We start from the raw sequence: 14,205 nt of genomic DNA on the forward strand, positions 1-14,205 counted from the left end.
GATCCGACGGCCCTGGGCTCCGACACTTCCTCCTCTGCTCCGATGTGCCGGCGCGGCGAAGACGGGATCGTGGAAGCTGTCGAAAGGAAGAGTGATGGGATCAGTCATCTGGGCCGTAGGCCTGACCAAGCAGTATGGAGATCAGTCAGCCGTCGACGGCATCAGCTTGGAGGTCAGTCAGGGCGAATCCGTGGCGATCATGGGCCCCTCAGGCTCCGGCAAGACTACTCTGATGCACCTGCTCTCCGGGATCCTCTCCCCGGACCAGGGCGAGGTGCGGCTGCGGGACGGGAGCGAGGACGGCGTCGTCGTCTCTGCCCTCAGCGCGGAGAGGCGGGCGCGGCTGCGGCGTGAGCGCGTCGGGTTCGTCTTTCAGGAAGGACTGCTGCTGCGGGAACTCACAGCCCGAGAGAACGTGGCCGTGCCGCTCATGCTCGCAGGTTCCGGCCGCCGGAGGGCTGAGGAGCACGCGGATCAGTGGCTCGCCGCACTGGGCCTTGCGGGTATGGAGTCCCGCCGCCCGGGCGAACTGTCCGGAGGTCAGCAGCAGCGGGTGGCCATCGCCCGGGCCCAGGCCGTGACCCCCGGAATAGTCTTCGCCGATGAACCGACCGGCGCACTGGACTCGGCGACGTCGACCCAGGTGCTCGACGCCCTGCTGAACTCCACCACCAGCCGCGGTGCTCCGCTGGTCATGGTCACCCACGACGCCGACGTCGCCGCTCGCTGCTCCCGGATCATCCGCTTGGAGGATGGTCGCGTCGTGCACGACTCCCGCGTGGAGGAGACCCGTGTGGAGGAGTCTCGATGATCCGCCTGATGCTCACCCGTCTGTTCGCCGAACGCTCCGTCTGGCTGCTCCCCACAGCAGGTTTCGCCCTGACCAGCGGGATCGGACTGATGGTCCTGGGCGGAGCGCTGCGGCTCTATTCCCTCGACCACCCAGAGTTCGGGATGCTCTACGGGCTGTTCGCCTCCATCGCCCTGGTCCTGCTGCTGATCCCCATGTTCGCCCTGATGAGCTCCGCTGCGCGCCTGCTGGCTCGGCGGCGGGACGAACGGCTCTCCACGCTTCGTCTGCTCGGCGCGGGTTCCGGTCAGCTCCGGGGACTGGTGGTCGCAGAGGCGGCCGTCCTCGCCGCGGTGGGCACCCTGGCCGGCGTCGTCCTCTACCTCGCGCTGATGCCCGCCGTCGGGCTGATCCCTTTCGCCGGCCGGCGGATGGGGGCCGAAGGTCTGTGGGTGGGGTCCACAGTGCTGGCCGGTGTCTGTGCCGGGGTGCTGTTCTTCGCCGTCGTCGCATCCTTCCTGGGTCTGCAGCGGATCCGCGTGACTCCGCTGGGCATCAGGACCAGCCGCAGCGCTCAGCAGGTGTGGGGCGGACGTGCGGTGGTGGCGGGGATCGCCGTCGTCGCTGTGGTGGTCATCTACTACAGCGTGCCGCTGCAGAACCAGGCGCTGATCTTCGGAGTGCTCCTGGCTTTCCTGGCTGTGCCGCTGCTGGCTGTGCAGCTGATCGGACCGTGGGTGCTGCGGCTGGTCGCAGTGGTGCAGGTGAAGCGGGCGAAGACTGCGGAGAAGCTCATCGCGGCCCGCGGTGTGCTCGAGTCCCCGCAGCAGATGTGGCGGCAGGTGGGAGGCGCGGCCATCGCAGCCTTCACCGGGGTCATCGCAGGGTCCGGAGCCGCCCTGATGCAGGGTCTCGAGCAGGGGAACATCACCGCGGCGGAGCAGGTGATGATCGGTGACATCCAGCGCGGCGTGATGGTCACCCTGGCTGTCACCTTCCTGATGACTGCCTGCTCCGTGGCCCTGAACCAGTCTGCGCAGATCGTGGATCGTCGAGACCTCTGCGCGGGGATGGTCCGCATGGGCTTCACCCTGGACCAGCTGCAGCGGGTGCGTCGACTCTCGGTGATGCGGAGCCTGACGGCGGTGCTGATCATCTCGGTAGGAGCCGCCTGCATCTTTGTGCTGCCCGTGCTGGGCTACGCCATCGTCGTCAGTCCGCTCGCCGTGGCGACTGTGGTTCTGGCGCTGATCGGCGGCGCCGGGCTCATCCGGCTGGGCATGCTGAGCACGCGCCCCGCCTTGCGCAGCGTCGCCCAGCTGCGGTGAAGGCGCAGCGGCGCAGTTCAGCGCTTCGGCGTGGAGGGGCGGCGGCCCCACACTGAGGCCAGCAGGCCTCCGGAGATGTTGTGCCAGACCGAGAAGATCGCCCCGGGCAGGGCGGCCTCCGGTGAGAAGTGGGTGCCGCCCAGCCCGGCGGCCAGCCCCGAATTCTGCATGCCCACCTCCACCGAGATCGCCCGGCGGGTGGGCACCGGCGCGCGGGTCAGCGCCGCCGCCAGATAGCCCAGCCCATAGCCGCACAGGTTGTGGATGACCACGCCCAGGATCAGCAGCACTCCGGCGGAGATCAGCTCATCGTGAGAGCCGGCCACCACGGCCAGGACCACATAGGTGATTCCCAGCACCGAGACCCAGGGCAGGGCCGGCTGCACCGCCTGGATGATCCGCGGCAGCAGCAGGCGCAGCAGGATGCCGCCCACCACGGGGATCAGCACGATCTGCACGATGCTCCAGGCCATCTCCCCCGCTGGAACCGGCAGGAAGTGCCCGGCCAGCCACAGGCACAGCGCCGGAGTCAGCAGCGGTGAGAGCAGCGTAGAGATGGAGGTCATCGTCACTGAGAGCGCGACGTCGCCGCGGGCCAGATAGGTGACCACATTCGAGGAGGTGCCGCCCGGCACACAGCCCACCAGGATCAGACCTGCCGCCAGCGCCGGCGGCAGCTGCAGCACCCAGGCGATGCCGAAGGCGATCAGCGGCATCAGGCCGTATTGGAACGCGACGCCGGCGATCACCGGCGTCGGGCGCTTCAGCACCAGTGCGAAGTCAGGCAGGGTCAGCGTCAGGCCCATGCCGAACATGATGATCATCAGTGCATAGGTGACGCCGGCGCCCAGCGGGGCGAAGGTGCTCGGCAGCAGCAGGGCCAGCGCGGCGCCGCCGATGATCAGCAGCGGAAAGACGGTGACGGCCAGCTTGGCGCTGCGTGGGCTCTGATCCGCGGGCGCGCGCGTGGGCGCCGGCCCGGTGGGTGACGAGTGAGACATGCTTCACATCGTCGGCTCACAGAGCGACGCCGTCAACGGTGGCTCAGCCGCATCCCAGAGTGTGGGATTGCTCCCGGGAGTAGGCTGGGGGCATGACGGATACGACGGCCACCACCCCGGATCCCAGCCACCTCGGACAGCTGCGCCGCGAGCGTCTGCTCGCCTCACGGCTCTACATCTGCACCGACCTCCAGCGGTTCATCGCCCGCCCCGAGGCCGGCCCCGTGGAGGAACTGGACTTCGAGGCCCTGCGCGGCTTCCTCTCCGAGGCCTACGCCGGGGGAGTGGATATCATCCAGATCCGCGATAAGCAGGTCTCCGCGCAGACCGAGCTCGCCGCCCTCTCCCTGCTCAAGCAGGTCGCCGATGAGCACGGGGGGCTCTCCGCCGCCAACGACCGTGCCGATCTCGCGCTGCTGGCCGGCGTCGACGTCTTCCACGTGGGTCAGGACGACCTCTCCACGGAGCAGACTCGCTTCATTCTGGGCGACGATGTGGTCATCGGGCGCTCCTGCCGGACCTTCGAGCAGGTCAGGGAGGCCGACGGTGACATCGGCCTGGACTACTTCTGCACCGGCCCGGTCTGGGAGACCCCTACCAAACCCGGCCGCGCCGCCGTCGGGGTGGAGCTGCCCCGGCAGGCCGCAGGGCTGGAGTCCTCCAAGCCCTTCTTCGCCATCGGCGGGATCGACGCTCAGAACATCGGCGAGGTCACCGCAGTGGGCACCGACCGTGTGGTCGTGGTGCGCGCCGTGACCCAGGCCGAGGATGCCCGCGCGGCCGCCGCGGCGCTGCGCGGGCGGCTCCCGGCCTGAGCGGTCGGCTGAGCCGGCCCGCGGTGCCGGACCACCTCAGGGAGCCGACCTCAACAGCCAGTCTCAGAGGATTTGGCTGACCTCGTCGAACTGGAGCCGTGCCCCGCGCGGCCGCTGAGCGTTCTGCTGAGAGGCGTCTGCGCCGTGGCCCACGTTCACCACCGCCAGGGTCTTCCAGCTGTTCTCGGTGTGCAGCACGGAGTCGATACCTTCAGCCTTGATGCCGGTCATCGGCCCGACCTCCAGGCCGTGGGCGCGCAGTGAGAGCAGCAGGTAGCCCAGCTGCAGGAAGGCGTTGTCCCGGCCCATCGCCAGGCGTGCCTCCTCCTTGCCGTCGAAGTTCTCGCGCAGCCCGGGCACATGCGGGAAGAGCGTCTCCATATGCTCGTGCCAGTTGGGGTCCATCGCAGCCACGATGGTCAGCGGGGCGGCCTGAGTCTTGGCCTGGTTGTTCTCCAGCATGTGTTCCACCACGGCCTCGCGCGCCGGGCCCTGCTGCAGCACGCTGATCCGCAGTGGCTGGATGTTCATGGAGGTGGGGGCCCACCGCGCATCCTCGTAGGACTCGCGCACCAGCGCCGGATCCACCGGGGTGTCGGTGAAGAAGTTGGTGGTGTGACGTTCGGAGAACAGTGCGTCCAGCGCCTTGTTGTCGAGGGTGGGGACGGTAGTGGCGCTCATGGGTGGCAGGCTCCTTCGGTAGACGGCATCTGACCATGTCGAACGCCGCTGGCCGCTCAGCACTTCCGTTGGGTGAGGTATCCCACATTGCGCTGTGGCTCATCGGCGGCCCGCGCCCCGGCCTGCCCCACACCCACCCACACCCTCGTTTTACCAAGCGGAATCCGTGTTACCTGGCCGTATACGGTTGGGTAATCCTAGAAGTGCTTGGTAAAACGAGGGTGGCAGGTGCTTGGGGGAGTACTGGGTGCCTAAGGTGGAGGCATGAGTTCTTCCAGTGATGAGCCTGCCCGCCCTGAAGCTCCGGCCGTCGCCCCCTCCCGTGCCGAGACGAGGGCCAGTCGGCGTGTTGCGCGCGAGGGTGCTGCCGGTGCCTCAGGCTGGAGCGCAGCTTCCCAGGCGGCTGTGGTCGGGGGCCTCAGCCTCATCCCCGCCCGGAAGTATCCGGGGTGGATCAGGCAGGGCCTGACCTGGGGCAGCACTGGGCTGGTCATGGCCGTTGCGCTGAGTCCAGGCGCAACGAGCGGGTTGCTCAAGGCCCTGGGCGCCAAGTACGGAGACGCCGAGCAGCGGAAAGGCGCTGAGCGGCAGGAAGAAGCTTCTCAGCGGCAGCAACAGTCTGAACAAGGGGAATCGGCGTCGTCGGGTTCCTCCGCAGGAGCGCGCGAGGACGCGGAGTGTCCGCAGGTCAGCTGGATGAGTCGCACTGCGGCGGCGCTCGTCGTCGGTGGATTCGCCTACGGGACATGGCGTTTCGCCTGGTGGGCTGATGACGCTGCGGAGCGGGCGCTGCAGCGTATGCGCGTCCCTGCGCCGCGGGTGGTCATGGCCGCGGCTGCAGCGGCACTGACCTATCGTGAGGCTCGCCAGGATCAGGAGGCTCGGAGTCAGGTTCAGGGCCAGCTGGCCCAGCACCGGACCCAAGGTTGAATTCTGGGTTGAAGGGTGGACGCCGGCCGCCTCGGCTGAAAGGCTAGAATGGTCAGCACGCCGTCTGTGGTGTCATCGCTCGCACACGGACGGCGGCCAAGCGGGCGTAGCTTAATGGCAAAGCTTCTGCTTCCCAAGCAGACGACGCGGGTTCGATTCCCGTCGCCCGCTCCGCAGCACGAAGGCCGGGCACCTCAGGAAGGTGTCCGGCCTTCGGCGTCTCTGAGCTCTGGTCGGCGCAGCGTCCCGCGCCCCTGCCGAATATGCTCACCGATCATGGCGATGCCCACCCAACGTAGGCGTGACATGGCCACGACCCCTGGGCATAGACGCTCCCGGCAGAGGGATGGCCGCTGCGCTACGGGTCAGGCCGGCGTCTGCGTCCGCCGGGCGATGATGTCCCACCGGTGCCAATGCTTGGGCCCGCGTCCGCTTCTGCCGTCGTATTCCTCTTCCTGGCGTTCCACGACATCCAGGCCGTCCAGCAGCTGGTCCGTCTGCGCGCGGGTGTGGAAGGTCATGCCCTCTACAGTCTGGTTGCCCGAGGCCCAGGAGTCCCGATCCCCGAGCAGGTTCACGGCCAGCACGGCACCTGGCCGCAACGCCGCGCGGAGCCGGTCCCAGACGGCGTCGAGCTCCTGAGGCGGCAGAAAGGGGAGCGTCATGCAGGAGAGGATGAGGTCCGACGCCGGCGGCGCGAACTCTGCAAGGTCAACGGTCTGCGTGCTCAGCCGCGGATGGTCCCCGGGGCGTTGGCTGACCCAGTCGATGGAGGCCGGCTCGCGGTCCACGGCGGTGACCTGCCAGCCCTGATCGAGCAGATGCAGGGTCTCAGTGCCGTCCCCGCAGCCCAGGTCCAGGGCCTCGCCCGGCTGCTGGAAGAGTGCCGCGGCGCGGACGGCGAGCTCTCGTGGTGCGCGGCCCTCCATGGAGCGGTAGTACGCGGCCCAATCTGCATCTGCCGTGGAAGCCATACCTTCGATCCTATGGGCCCGCAGCCGACGTCTGTGTATAGGCCTTCTGCCGATGCATGCCCTGATGTGTCCATACATCCGCAGAAGCACTATGCATCCGCGGCCGTTCAACCCTTCGGTATCCTGCAGGGGTGGATTCCGCCGCTGACACTCCTGCTGACACTCCCGCCGAGGCCCCTGCGCCCCGCTCCGTCCCCGAGACCCCCGCTGACCTGCTGGCCCTGGCCGCGCGCCACGGGCTGGGCCTGACCGAGGAGTCCGTGGAGTTCGTCGATTTTGGGCTGGACTATCAGGTGGCCCTCGCCGACGACGACGCCGGCCAGCGCTGGGTTCTGCGGATCCCACGCCGCCCCTCCGTGGTGGAGACCATGGCCGCCGAAGTCGCCATCCTGGACCTGGTCGGCGCCCACCTGGAGGCGGCTGTCCCGGACTGGCGGATCCGCTCCGAGGACCTCATCGCCTACCCCGCCGTGCCCGGGACCCCCGGTATGACGCTGAAGGACGGCGAGCAGCACTGGACCCTGGATCCGGCTTCCGAGGACTACGCGCGGCGCTTCGGCACGCTGCTCGCCCAGCTGCACAGCATCGACGCCGAGAAGGCCCGCGACGCCGGCGTCGAGGTCCGCGAGCCCGAGCAGGTCCGCCAGCAGTGGCGCGAGGACATCGAGAAGGTCACCGCCCACTTCGACGTCCACCCTCAGCGCACCGCCAGCTGGCAGTACTGGCTGGCCGAGGACGCCTACTGGCCCCAGCGCACCGTCATGACCCACGGCGAGATCTACCCCGGCCACGTCCTGGTGGACGAGAACGACGGCATCACCGGCGTCATCGACTGGACCACCGCCCGGGTGGACGACCCCGCCCGCGACCTCCTATTCTCCTATGCCATCGGCGGCGAGGAGGCCTTCACCGTCACTCTGGAGGCTTATGCCGAGGCCGGTGGTCAGCCCCGCGAGCATCTGCTGGAGCACTGCCGCATCTTCTGGTCCGCCGGAGCCGTGGGCTACGGGCTCTACGCGCTGGAGACCGGGGAGCAGGCCCACCACGACGCCGCCGCGGCCCAACTCGCCTCCGACCCCGACGGCGGTGACCCCGTATGACAGGAACCGCGCCTGAGCAGGGCACCGCACCCACCGCCAGCACCTCACCCCACCCCCGGACCGCGGTGATCGGGGCCGGCGTCGTCGGGCTGCTCTCGGCCTGGCAGCTGCGGCTGAGCGGGCATGCGGTGACCATCATCGCTCCCGACGCCGGCCAGGACGCCTCCTATGCGGCCGCCGGCATGCTCGCCCCGGTCAGCGAGGTCCAATACGGCCAGGATGAGCTGTGGCCGCTGATGACCGCCTCCCGAGCCGAGTACCCTGCCTTCCTGGCCGCACTGGCCCGCGCTGGGGACACCCCCACCGGCTACCGCGAGAACGGCACCATCCTGCTGGCCGCCGACCGCTCCGATCGCGACGCCGTCGCCGATCTGGTCAGCGTCCAGCAGGCCCACGGCATGGAGGTTGAGCCGCTGACCTCGCGTGAGCTGCGCAGCCGCGAACCCTCATTGGCCCCCGGTCTGGCCAAGGCCTGGGATGTGCCCTCGGACCACCAGGTGGATCCCCGTCAGCTGGTCCGCTGCGCCGTGGATGCGTTGAACGCGCCGTTGGACACCCCGGAGTTCGCCGCAGAGTTTCCCGACGCCGGCCCGCCCGCCACCTGGGTGCAGGCCCGCGCCGCCCGCGTGGACGCCGCCTCCGGCAGCACCCCCACAGCGTCCGGAAGCACCACGCCCGCCAGCACCAGTGACCCCAACTCCAGCCAGCCCTACACCGTCACCCTCGAGGACGGCGCCACCCTCTCCACCCAGAAGGTCCTGATCGTCCCTGGCCTGGGCTGTCCGGAGATCGCCGGTCTGCCCGAGGCCGCTCCTCTGCAGCTGCGCCCGGTCCACGGCGATGTCCTGCGTCTGCGCGGCGCCCCGGACACGGTCCGTGCTACCGTCCGGGCCACGGTCCGCGGTCGCTCGGTCTACCTGGTCCCGCGCGGCCCGGAGAGCACTGACGGCGAGGGCGGCCTGGTGGTCGGCGCCTCCTCCCGCGAGGACGGGCTCACCGGGACCCACGCCGGCTCGGTCCAGGAGCTGCTCGACGATGCCGTCGCCGTGCTGCCGGGGGTCAAAGACATGGAGCTGGCCGAGATCACCACCCGCGCCCGTCCCGGCACCCCCGATGAGCGGCCCTATCTGGGAGCGCTGGCGGAGCATCCCGACGTCGTGGTCTCCACCGGCTACTCCCGCCACGGCATCCTGCTGGCCCCGCTGGCCGCCCGGCTCTCGGCCGCGCTGCTCAACAGTGAGAAACTGGGGGAGCGGGACAGCGCCATGCTGAAGTCGATGGCCCTGGACCGCCTGGAACATACACGGCCCAGCAGACGTTCCCCCTAGAGCCCCCTTCAGATCCGAGCGGAGAAGAATGCTCACTGTCAGTATCAATGAGGAAGACGTGAAGCTGCCCGAGGGCGCCACGCTCGTCGACGCCGTCGCGCATCTGACCGGACGCGAGCTCAACGCCGACGGGACCCCGGTGGACGGCGGCCGGCTCGGCGTGGCCGTCGCGGTCGGCTCTGCCGTGGTCCCGCGCAGCCGCTGGGCCGCCACGGAGCTCACCGGCGGCGAGGAGCTGGAGATCGTCACAGCAGTCCAGGGAGGCTGAGTCATGACCACTGAGACCATCACGCAGGACATCCCTGCCCTCCAAGTGGGCGGATACACCCTTCAGAACCGCCTGATCATGGGCACCGGCGGCATCACTGATCTGGAGGCCCTGGAGAAGGCGCTCGTCGCCTCCGGCACCACGCTGACCACTGTGGCCATGCGCCGCTACAGCCCGGACACCAAGACCAGCGTGTTCTCCATGCTGGAGCGCCTGGGCATCGACATCCTGCCCAACACCGCCGGATGCTATACGGTCAAGGACACGGTCCTGACCGCCGAGCTGGCCCGCGAGGCGCTGGAGACCGACCTCATCAAAGTGGAGGTCATCGCCGATGAGCACACCCTGCTGCCGGATGTGATCGAGACCCTCGAGGCCACCGAGCAGCTGGCCGACCGCGGCTTCATCCCCATGGTCTACACCATCGACGACCCTGCCACTGCGCTGCGCCTGGAGAACGCCGGGGCGGCCGCGGTCATGCCGCTGGGCGCCCCCATCGGCACCGGCCTGGGCATCCTGAACCCGCACAACATCGAGCTCATCGCCTCCCGCGCGAATGTGCCGGTGGTGCTCGACGCCGGCATCGGCGCGGCCTCCGAGGCCGCCCAGGCCATGGAGCTGGGCTGCGACGCCGTGCTGGTCGCCTCCGCGGTCACCCGCGCCCAGAAGCCCACTGCCATGGCCCAGGCCACCCGCCGCGCCGTGGAGGCCGGCTACCTCTCCCGCAGCGCAGGCCGGATCCCACGCCGCGAGCACGCCCAGGCCTCCTCCGCCTTCGAAGGGCTGATCAACCCCGTCGAAGAGCTCACCTGATGACCGATATCTCCCAGTATTCGCAGAGCCAGCTGGAGCGCTTCCAGCGGCACCTCTCGTTGATCGGCTTCGGCCCGCAGGCTCAGGTCAGGCTGCTGCAGGCCCGCGTGCTGGTGGTCGGGGCCGGCGGGCTCGGCTCGCCCATCCTGACCTACCTGGCCGCGGCCGGAGTGGGCAGCATCGACGTGATCGACCACGACGTGGTGGACCGCTCCAACCTGCACCGTCAGGTCATCCACTCCGAGGAGGCCATCGGCCGGCCCAAGACCGAATCCGCGGCCGAGGTCATGCGCGGACTCCATCCGGAGGTGCAGATCCGCGAGATCCGCGAGCCCATCACCCCGCAGAACGCCCTGGAGCTGGTGGAGCCCGCCGACATCGTGGTGGACGGCAGCGATAACTTCGCCACCCGCTACGTGGTCTCCGATGCCTGCGAGATCTCCGGGAAGCCTCTGGTCAGCGGCTCCATCCTGCGCTTCGACGGGCAGGTCAGCCTGTTCTGGTCGGCTCCCACCCAGGAGCACTGGCCCGAGGGCGGCCGCGGCCCCACCTACCGGGACCTCTACCCGGAGGCCCCCGACGCCGGCGAGGTCCCCACCTGCGCCGAGGCCGGAGTCCTCGGGGTGCTCCCAGGGGTGATCGGCACGCTCATGGCGACCGAGACCATCAAGTTCCTGGCCGGCGTCGGGAAGCCTCTGCTGGGCCGGGTGCTCAGCTACGATGCCTTGGCCGCGAGCTTCCGAGAGATCACGCTGAAGCCGGATCCGGAGCGTGAGCCGGTCACCGAGATCGGTGCCGATGTGAGTGGGCTCGGCGGGTTCAGCCCCGCCCCGGAGCATCCCGCTGCGGAGCAGTCCCCAGCAGCCCAGACAGAGCAGAGAGAAGAGCACGTGGCAGACCCGCCCGACATCCCGGTGACCCCGGGTGATATCGATCCCTTCGTGGGCGTCCCCTATGACCAGCACGACATCAGCCCCGGGGAGCTGCTGCGCCGCGTCCAGGAGGATCAGGCCCTGGTGGTCGACGTCCGCGAGCCCTGGGAGTACGCCATGGGGCACGTCGAGGGTGCGGTGAACATCCCGCTGGACCAGCTGGTCCACCCCGGGGTGGAGATACCGGGTGCCGAGGAGGCCACTGAGGAGCGGCCGCTGGTGCTCTACTGCAAGATCGGGGCGCGCTCGCGGCAGGGCCTGGACCTGCTGCGCAGCCGGCACCCGGAGCTGCCCCTGCGTAACCTGGTGGGCGGGTTCAGCGAGTTCCAGAACCATGGCCGGGTCAGCCGCTGAATGTGAGGTAGTTTAGAGGCGTGAGTTCATACCTGGCAGTCATCGGCGAATGCTTGGTGGATGTCGTCCACTCGGAGACGTCTGCCCCCAAGGCGCACGTCGGCGGTAGCCCGTTCAACGTGGCTGTGGGCCTTTCGCGCCTGGACCATGAGGTGGTCTTCGCCGGTCGGCGCGGGGATGACGAATACGGCCGGATGATCGCGCGCAGCCTGCGCGCCCAGGGCATCACCCCGCTGCTGGAGGCAGACTCCGCTCCCACCTCGGTGGCCAAGGCCACGCTGGATCCCACCGGCCAGGCCACCTACGAGTTCAGCCTGGACTGGACCCTGCCCTCGGCCGAAGAGGTGGAGGCCAAATACTGCCAGCTGGTGCGGGAGCGCGACGCCGACACCGACGCACTCGAGCTGCTCCACACCGGTTCCATCGGGGCGATGATGCAGCCGGGCGCAGAGACGGTCAAAGGCGTGCTGCACCGCGCCCGGGAGACCGCCACGATCTCCTATGACCCCAACTACCGGCCCTCCATCATCCCCAACCGGGAGGAGGCCCGTGCCCAGGTGGAGGAGATGTTGGCGCTGACCGACGTGGTCCAGGCCTCCACCGATGACATCGACCTCCTCTACCCCGAGCGCAGCCACCAGGACACCATGCACGCCTGGCTGGAGCTGGGTCCCGCGCTGATCACTGTGACCCGCGGCGCCTCCGGGGCCATGGCCCTGGCCCGCTCCGGCTTCGCCGAGCAGCCTGCCTTCCCCATCGAGGTGGCGGACACGGTGGGCGCCGGGGACTCCTTCATGGCCGCCACACTCTCCACGCTGCGGGATATGGGTCTGCTGGGTGCTGAACAGCGCCGGGCCCTGCACGATCTGAGCCTGGACCAGGTCAGGACGGTGCTGCGCACGGCTGCCCGTGCCGCGGCGATCACCTCCTCGCGCTTCGGCGCACAGCCCCCGACGGCGGCCGAGCTGAGCGCCGCTGTGGAGGCCGACCGTGCAGCCGGCACCGCCCCGCAGAGCTGATCATGGCTGGTATGGACGGGCGGAACCTGCGGCTCATCGCCAGTGACATCGACGGCACCATTCTGAGCTACCGCTCGGCGGTCTCCGGATCGGTCAGCAGTCGGACGGTGGCGGCCTTCCACGCGGCTCGCGAGGCCGGAGTGAAGATCGTGCTGGTCACCGGACGCCCGGTGCGCTGGCTCAAGCCGGTCAGTGACGCCCTGGGCGCCATCGGCCCGGTGATCTGCTCCAACGGCGCCGTGACCTATGACCTGGCCGAGGACCGGCTGCTGCGGGAGGACCCGCTGGAGGCCGAGATGCTCTTCGAGGCCAAGGACCTGATCCTGGACATCGACCCGCAGGCCTCCTTTGCGGCCGAGACCCTGGAGCATCTGCACTCCGAGCCGGAGTTCCTGAAGGATTCGCTGTTCTTCGAGGAGGACCGGCGCCGGGCCGCAGGGATCACCGAGGAGACCCTGCGGTTGGGCCCGCTGGACGAGACCCTGGAGCGTGACGCCCTGGGTGCTGCGCGCACACCGGGCGGGGAGGTCGGCGTCGGGCATGCCGCTGACCGCGTGGTGAAGCTGCTGGTCAAGACCACAGTCATGGATGCCGACCTGTTTCTGGAGAAGGTCCATGAGCGGGTGGGTCACCTGCTCAGCGTGACCCATTCGGCCCCGGGTGTGAGCCTGCTGGAGCTCTCCGCGCAAGGGGTCAACAAGGCCTCAGCCCTGAAGCGTGTCAGTGCTGAGTTCGGTGTGGATGCTGGCGGCGTCGTGGCCTTCGGGGATATGCCCAACGACATCGAGATGCTGCAGTGGGCCGGCACCTCATGGGCCGTGGGATCGGCTCATCCCATGGCCCAGTCCGCCGCCCACTACGTGACCGCAGACTGCGACGACGACGGCGTCGCCCAGGTGATCGAGCGGCTGCTGGAGGGCGCGCGTGTCCTACCGTGAGCATCCCTATAGGGACGTTCCCTACCTGCTGAACTCACGGCCCGGTGCCCCCGGAACGGTGGATCTGCACCACTCGCCCCTGGCCTTCGTCCACCGCGGGGGAGACCCGGCGCGGGAGAACACGATGGCCGCCTTCGAGGATGCCGTGGCCATGGGCTACCGCTACATGGAGATCGACGTGCGCACCTCCTCCGACGGGGTGCTGGTGGTCTTCCACGACGAATCCCTGGACCGCATCACCGACGGCGCCGGACGGCTGAGCGAGAAGACCTGGGAGGAGCTCTCCGCCCTGCGGCTGCGTGCCAGCGGCGAGCCTCTGCTGCGCTTCGAGGAGCTGCTGACCCGCTGGGAGGACGTCCACCTCAACGTGGATCTGAAGGACGAGGCCTCCGTGGAGGAGTTCGCCCGCCTGGTGGAGGCCCACGGAGCTCATGACCGGGTGCTGGCGGCGAGTTTCAACGACGCTCGCCGGCATCGGGTGCGGAGGGCACTGAGCCGCCGGACCGCCGCTTCGGGCGGCTGGGTGGTCACAGCGCTGATCGTGCTGCTGGGGCCGCTGGGTCTGATGAGGCGGTCGGGCCGCCGCGCCGCCGAGATCGACTGCCTACAGGTCCCCATCAGCCAGGGCCGCATCCGCGTGGTCACCCGCGGGTTCATCCGCCGTTGCCACCAGGCCGGGCTGCAGGTCCACGTCTGGGTGGTGGACGAGCCCGCGGAGATGCACCGTCTGCTGGACATGGGCGTGGACGGGCTGATGACCGACGATGCCGCAGCCCTGGCGAAGGTCATGACTGAGCGCGACGGCGCCGTCTGGCCCCAGCGCTGACTGTTTCCTTCCGTTCTCTTGGCGCGCAGGTGTCGGAATGGCAGCGATTTCGCGCTGAGAGCGACACCTGCGCGCCAACCGAACCTTCCGTGAGCCCGACGCCGGCTC

The 14,205-nt window shown here is 69.3% G+C and carries 15 protein-coding genes and 1 tRNA gene; 13 read left to right on the forward strand and 3 right to left on the reverse strand.

Features of this window, described 5'->3' with window-relative positions:
* Window positions 1-94: 94 nt before the first annotated feature.
* Both IEW85_RS00625 and IEW85_RS00630 read left to right on the forward strand, forming a co-directional pair.
* The gene (locus IEW85_RS00625; protein WP_188682044.1) at window positions 95-811 is read left to right on the forward strand and encodes an ABC transporter ATP-binding protein; all 717 of its coding nucleotides are present in this window, start codon (window positions 95-97) and stop codon (window positions 809-811) included.
* The gene (locus IEW85_RS00630) at window positions 808-2,118 is read left to right on the forward strand and encodes an FtsX-like permease family protein (RefSeq protein ID WP_188682045.1); all 1,311 of its coding nucleotides are present in this window, start codon (window positions 808-810) and stop codon (window positions 2,116-2,118) included. The genes IEW85_RS00625 and IEW85_RS00630 overlap by 4 nt, the downstream gene beginning before the upstream one ends.
* A gap of 17 nt (window positions 2,119-2,135) precedes the next feature.
* On the opposite strand, the gene IEW85_RS00635 is transcribed toward IEW85_RS00630, so the two are convergent.
* Window positions 2,136-3,119 carry a bile acid:sodium symporter family protein gene (locus IEW85_RS00635; RefSeq protein ID WP_188682046.1) on the reverse strand — a complete coding sequence of 328 codons (984 nt, stop codon included), beginning with the start codon at window positions 3,117-3,119 and terminating at the stop codon, window positions 2,136-2,138.
* Between the two features lie 92 nt (window positions 3,120-3,211).
* Between IEW85_RS00635 and thiE the strand changes: the two genes are divergently transcribed.
* On the forward strand, window positions 3,212-3,934 hold the full coding sequence (gene thiE, locus IEW85_RS00640) for a thiamine phosphate synthase (RefSeq protein WP_188682047.1): 723 nt from the start codon (window positions 3,212-3,214) through the stop codon (window positions 3,932-3,934).
* Window positions 3,935-3,997: 63 nt separating this feature from the next.
* On the opposite strand, the gene IEW85_RS00645 is transcribed toward thiE, so the two are convergent.
* Window positions 3,998-4,615, reverse strand: a complete 618-nt coding sequence (locus IEW85_RS00645; protein ID WP_188682048.1) for a malonic semialdehyde reductase — start codon at window positions 4,613-4,615, stop codon at window positions 3,998-4,000.
* A gap of 264 nt (window positions 4,616-4,879) precedes the next feature.
* Here IEW85_RS00645 and IEW85_RS00650 point away from each other — a divergent pair, with 264 nt between their 5' ends.
* Window positions 4,880-5,545: a hypothetical protein gene (locus IEW85_RS00650; RefSeq protein ID WP_188682049.1), complete on the forward strand. Its 666-nt coding sequence runs from the start codon at window positions 4,880-4,882 to the stop codon at window positions 5,543-5,545.
* A gap of 100 nt (window positions 5,546-5,645) precedes the next feature.
* Window positions 5,646-5,716: transfer RNA gene (locus tag IEW85_RS00655), tRNA-Gly, on the forward strand.
* Between the two features lie 194 nt (window positions 5,717-5,910).
* On the opposite strand, the gene IEW85_RS00660 is transcribed toward IEW85_RS00655, so the two are convergent.
* On the reverse strand, window positions 5,911-6,519 hold the full coding sequence (locus IEW85_RS00660) for a class I SAM-dependent methyltransferase (RefSeq protein ID WP_188682050.1): 609 nt from the start codon (window positions 6,517-6,519) through the stop codon (window positions 5,911-5,913).
* Between the two features lie 131 nt (window positions 6,520-6,650).
* On the opposite strand from IEW85_RS00660, the gene IEW85_RS00665 reads away from it, so the two are divergent.
* The 8 genes from IEW85_RS00665 to IEW85_RS00700 are packed head-to-tail and all read left to right on the forward strand — an operon-like array spanning window position 6,651 to window position 14,097.
* Window positions 6,651-7,619, forward strand: a complete 969-nt coding sequence (locus IEW85_RS00665) for a macrolide 2'-phosphotransferase (protein WP_188682051.1) — start codon at window positions 6,651-6,653, stop codon at window positions 7,617-7,619.
* Complete coding sequence (locus IEW85_RS00670; protein WP_188682052.1) at window positions 7,616-8,947, forward strand: FAD-dependent oxidoreductase; 1,332 nt, start codon at window positions 7,616-7,618, stop codon at window positions 8,945-8,947. Before IEW85_RS00665 ends, IEW85_RS00670 begins: the two co-directional genes overlap by 4 nt.
* Before the next feature lie 28 nt (window positions 8,948-8,975).
* Entirely contained in the window at window positions 8,976-9,215 is a 240-nt protein-coding gene (gene thiS / locus IEW85_RS00675) for a sulfur carrier protein ThiS (protein WP_188682053.1), read from the forward strand.
* A gap of 3 nt (window positions 9,216-9,218) precedes the next feature.
* Window positions 9,219-10,028: a thiazole synthase gene (locus IEW85_RS00680; protein WP_188682054.1), complete on the forward strand. Its 810-nt coding sequence runs from the start codon at window positions 9,219-9,221 to the stop codon at window positions 10,026-10,028.
* Window positions 10,028-11,314: a molybdopterin-synthase adenylyltransferase MoeB gene (moeB, locus tag IEW85_RS00685; RefSeq protein ID WP_188682055.1), complete on the forward strand. Its 1,287-nt coding sequence runs from the start codon at window positions 10,028-10,030 to the stop codon at window positions 11,312-11,314. Before IEW85_RS00680 ends, moeB begins: the two co-directional genes overlap by 1 nt.
* Before the next feature lie 20 nt (window positions 11,315-11,334).
* Window positions 11,335-12,333 carry a carbohydrate kinase family protein gene (locus IEW85_RS00690; RefSeq protein ID WP_188682056.1) on the forward strand — a complete coding sequence of 333 codons (999 nt, stop codon included), beginning with the start codon at window positions 11,335-11,337 and terminating at the stop codon, window positions 12,331-12,333.
* 11 nt (window positions 12,334-12,344) lie between these two features.
* Window positions 12,345-13,271: an HAD family hydrolase gene (locus IEW85_RS00695; RefSeq protein ID WP_188682057.1), complete on the forward strand. Its 927-nt coding sequence runs from the start codon at window positions 12,345-12,347 to the stop codon at window positions 13,269-13,271.
* Window positions 13,258-14,097 carry a glycerophosphodiester phosphodiesterase family protein gene (locus IEW85_RS00700; RefSeq protein ID WP_188682058.1) on the forward strand — a complete coding sequence of 280 codons (840 nt, stop codon included), beginning with the start codon at window positions 13,258-13,260 and terminating at the stop codon, window positions 14,095-14,097. The genes IEW85_RS00695 and IEW85_RS00700 overlap by 14 nt, the downstream gene beginning before the upstream one ends.
* The last annotated feature ends 108 nt before the right edge of the window (window positions 14,098-14,205 follow it).

Origin of the sequence: Nesterenkonia cremea (genome assembly GCF_014642675.1) — a bacterium.
Taxonomy (GTDB): domain Bacteria; phylum Actinomycetota; class Actinomycetes; order Actinomycetales; family Micrococcaceae; genus Nesterenkonia; species Nesterenkonia cremea.

Coding starts and splice junctions, on each gene's coding strand:
- IEW85_RS00625 (WP_188682044.1), top strand. CDS start 95: ATGGGATCAGTCATCTGGGCCGTAGGCCTGACCAAGCAGTATGGAGAT.
- IEW85_RS00630 (WP_188682045.1), top strand. CDS start 808: ATGATCCGCCTGATGCTCACCCGTCTGTTCGCCGAACGCTCCGTCTGG.
- IEW85_RS00635 (WP_188682046.1), bottom strand. CDS start 3,119: ATGTCTCACTCGTCACCCACCGGGCCGGCGCCCACGCGCGCGCCCGCG.
- thiE (WP_188682047.1), top strand. CDS start 3,212: ATGACGGATACGACGGCCACCACCCCGGATCCCAGCCACCTCGGACAG.
- IEW85_RS00645 (WP_188682048.1), bottom strand. CDS start 4,615: ATGAGCGCCACTACCGTCCCCACCCTCGACAACAAGGCGCTGGACGCA.
- IEW85_RS00650 (WP_188682049.1), top strand. CDS start 4,880: ATGAGTTCTTCCAGTGATGAGCCTGCCCGCCCTGAAGCTCCGGCCGTC.
- IEW85_RS00660 (WP_188682050.1), bottom strand. CDS start 6,519: ATGGCTTCCACGGCAGATGCAGATTGGGCCGCGTACTACCGCTCCATG.
- IEW85_RS00670 (WP_188682052.1), top strand. CDS start 7,616: ATGACAGGAACCGCGCCTGAGCAGGGCACCGCACCCACCGCCAGCACC.
- thiS (WP_188682053.1), top strand. CDS start 8,976: ATGCTCACTGTCAGTATCAATGAGGAAGACGTGAAGCTGCCCGAGGGC.
- IEW85_RS00680 (WP_188682054.1), top strand. CDS start 9,219: ATGACCACTGAGACCATCACGCAGGACATCCCTGCCCTCCAAGTGGGC.
- moeB (WP_188682055.1), top strand. CDS start 10,028: ATGACCGATATCTCCCAGTATTCGCAGAGCCAGCTGGAGCGCTTCCAG.
- IEW85_RS00695 (WP_188682057.1), top strand. CDS start 12,345: ATGGACGGGCGGAACCTGCGGCTCATCGCCAGTGACATCGACGGCACC.